The organism is Clostridium sp. AM58-1XD (genome assembly GCF_003464085.1).
In the GTDB taxonomy this organism is placed as follows: Bacteria; Bacillota; Clostridia; order Lachnospirales; family Lachnospiraceae; genus Lachnoclostridium_A.
This window is the reverse complement of sequence record NZ_QSDR01000068.1, coordinates 1-3,072: the sequence shown is the minus strand read 5'-3', so window position 1 is coordinate 3,072 and position 3,072 is coordinate 1. Positions and strand designations below refer to the sequence as shown.

At 57.6% G+C, this 3,072-nt stretch carries 1 protein-coding gene and 1 pseudogene; both read right to left on the bottom strand.

Going from position 1 to position 3,072, the window contains the following annotated elements:
• A pseudogene (locus DXA13_RS20530) lies at positions 1-167 on the bottom strand (IS256 family transposase); the annotation flags it as partial.
• A gap of 221 nt (positions 168-388) precedes the next feature.
• A complete protein-coding gene (locus DXA13_RS20525; RefSeq protein ID WP_278287073.1) occupies positions 389-3,046 on the bottom strand; it encodes an S-layer homology domain-containing protein in 2,658 nt (885 codons plus the stop codon).
• Positions 3,047-3,072 lie beyond the last annotated feature (26 nt).

Below are 3,072 nucleotides of genomic sequence, written 5' to 3'. Positions count from 1 at the left end.
ATCTCTGCTTCCATCATTTCTTTGATTGTGCCGCCAAGCAGATCCTTGAGAGCATCCTGAATATCCTCTGCGGACTGGATGTCATACTCCTGAAGGAGCTGCTGGATAAGGTTCCTTTTCCCATCTGTCATTTGTACTTTGTGTACGGGTTTCTTTTCTCTTGCCATAATAAAAGGCCTCCTATGATTTTTATTTTACCATAGAAGACCTTATAAAACCTTAGTTACAGAAAAACTTTCACATACTCGCTGCTATTGAGAGCGCATTTGTCAAGGGTAATTTTTACGATTCCTAAAATTTTGTGGTATAACCCCGAAAACAAGGGCCAGTAAGGGTAAGGCAGGGTGCTGTGAGAACGAATCCCACAGCGCCCTGCCATTTTAAGAATTTAGTTTTCTTTCCTTACCCCATCCGGGCCGATTTCGTAGCCGTCAATTTTGGTATTCACGGCCATGACGCCGTTCTCGTCGAAGTAATACCACTTGCCTTCGATTTCCCTCCAGCCGGTGGCGGCTCCAGCGTTTGTCCAGTAGTACCATTTTCCGGTGGATTCGTCCTGCTTCCAGCCCTCGTGCATGACGCCATCGGCATTGAAGAAGTAACGCAGCTTGCCGATGGTCTGCCAGTCGGTGAGGGCAGTTCCGCCTTTGTAATAGAGCCAGTGGCCGGAATCGTTCTTTACCCAGCCGGTGGCCGTGGCGGGGTCGATGACGATCTCCACGAACCGGCGCAACACCACCGAAATCTCGGCTCTTGTGGCGCTGGCCTGCGGGTCGAAGCGGTTCCCGTCCTTGCCTTTCACGATACCGGCCCGCTGCATGGCGGCAACTTCCTTCGCCGCCCACGCGCTGATCTTGTCGTTGTCCGCAAAGGTCACAGCCGCAAGCGGCGTGGGAATGGAATAGCCCATCTGTCCGGCGTAGTTCACCATCAGCACCGCCATCTGCTCCCGCGTCACGGGCGCGTCGGGGCTGAACAGCTTATCGCCGGTTCCCTTGACGATGTTCTTTTGCGCCGCCCATTCCACATAAGCCGCATAGTAGGCGTCGGCCTTTACGTCGGTGAAGCTGCGGCTCTGGTAGCTGTCCGGGTTGACGCCCGCCAGCCGCCCCAGGGCGGTGACGAACATTCCCCGCGTCATGATGCCGTCCGGGGAGAACTGGTTGTTTCCCGTGCCGGAGAGCAGGCCCCGCGCAGCCACAAACTCAATATCCTGCTTCGCCCAATGGCCGCTGATGTCGGTAAACACCGGCACGGGCGCTTTGTAGGCCACGCCGTAGGTGGAGAAGTGGGGAGCGTCCGCCAGAACCTTGCCGTTGTCGTAGCTGGATTTGTCCAGCCATGTCACGGCTCCCTTGCCGTCCACATAGACCATGAACAGGCTTCCAGTGACCTCCGCAGCAGCGGGGGCGTAGGTCAGCGTAATAGCAGCCGAACCAGCGGGGAAGTTCACCGGAACCGTGACAAGGTTCCCGTTGCCGTCCTTGTAGCGGATGGTGAAGTCATAAACCGGGTGAGCGCCGAGCTGTTTCGCCGCGTCCGGGAACGCGCGGGGATCGGCGGGAGCGGCGGCAAAGGTGATGTTGCCCACCGTTGCCGGAACCGCCGCCAGAATCGCTTTCAGCGCCGCAGGGTCGAAGGTCATACTGGATTTATCGCAGGAGAGCGTCAGGCTCTTATTGGAATCCGCCAGTTTCTTTAAGTCGGAACGGGAAACGCTCCGGCTGATGTTGTCGCCGACAACCGTATAGCTGCTCTGCGGTTCCGGCTCGGTGTACGAGCTGCCGCCCGATGAACCGCCGCCGGTGGTACTATTTTTGTTCCACTGTGCCGTTACGTTCAAATCCGCAGTAATCCGTGAGAAATCCTTGTCCCATCCGGTAAAGGTATAGCTGCTGCGGGTAACGATGGGGGCAGCGGCGGAAGCTCCCTCTGAAACAATTTGAGTAAGCTCGCCGCCACCGGTGCGTGTACCGCCAGCCGGGTCAAAAATAACGGTATAGGTGGTAACCGGCAGAGGAGCGTAAGCTGTCGCGGTAATGCTGCCCGTGCCAGCCGCTTGGCCTGTGCCACTTCCCTTGGAGAGTGCCACGGTGAAGGCAAAGCTGCCGTTTGTACCATTGGGCTTTCCGGCATTTCCCGCCGTGGCCGGAGTAAAGGAAGTCACCGTAATCTCCCCGATAACTACTCCGGTGGCGCTCAGGTCAGGGAGTGCGGCAATCTCCCCTGCAAGCCAGTTCTTGACCGCCGCCGCATCAACTGCCGTCGCTTGCGCCGCCGTATAGGAACGGTTCCCGATCAAATTTTTTGCATCTTCCATATCCGCCGGATATTCCACGCGGACACCGAAGGTGTCGCCCTCCACCTTGCCGCCTCTGCCGATAATAAGCGTTCCGGAGCCGTCCAGTGTTCCGTTTATCTGGAGCGTTCCATTGACCGTGAGGTCCCCGTCCACCGTCAGCGTCACGCCGTCCGGCACGGTGATTTCCGCTTCCCTGCCGATCTGTTTATCACCGGTTACGGAAACATCCTGTTTCACGGTGGCGATTGCGCCGTCCGGCACGTCTTCCGTTCCGCCCCAGGAGGTATCCGCGATGGAGTCGTGGTTTAGATACTCGTTGATCAGCAGCTGTACGCGGGGGCTGTCGGTAAAGAGGGGAAGACCGGGTGAAAAGGCCTCATGTCCCAGATTTTGCAGGTTCTTTCCAAGATGCGCGAAATCCAGGCCGCTGCAGTCGTAAAACGCAACGCGCCCAATCTGGGTAAGGGAATCCGGCAGAGTCAACCCCCCTGTGAAGCCGCGACAGCCGGAAAACGCAGAGTCCCCAATCCGGGTGAGAGTATCCGGCAGAGTCAACCCGCCCGTGAAGCCGCTGCAGCCGGAAAACGCAAAGTCCCCAATTCGAGCAAGGGACTCCGGTAGGGTCAATTCACCCGTGAAGCCGCACCTGCGAAACACAGAGTTCCCAAGATCGGTGAGGTGTTCCGGCAGGGTCAATCCGCCCGTAAAGCCGCTGCAGTCGTGAAACGCGTAAAGCCGCTGCAGTCGTGAAACGCAGAGTACCCATCTGG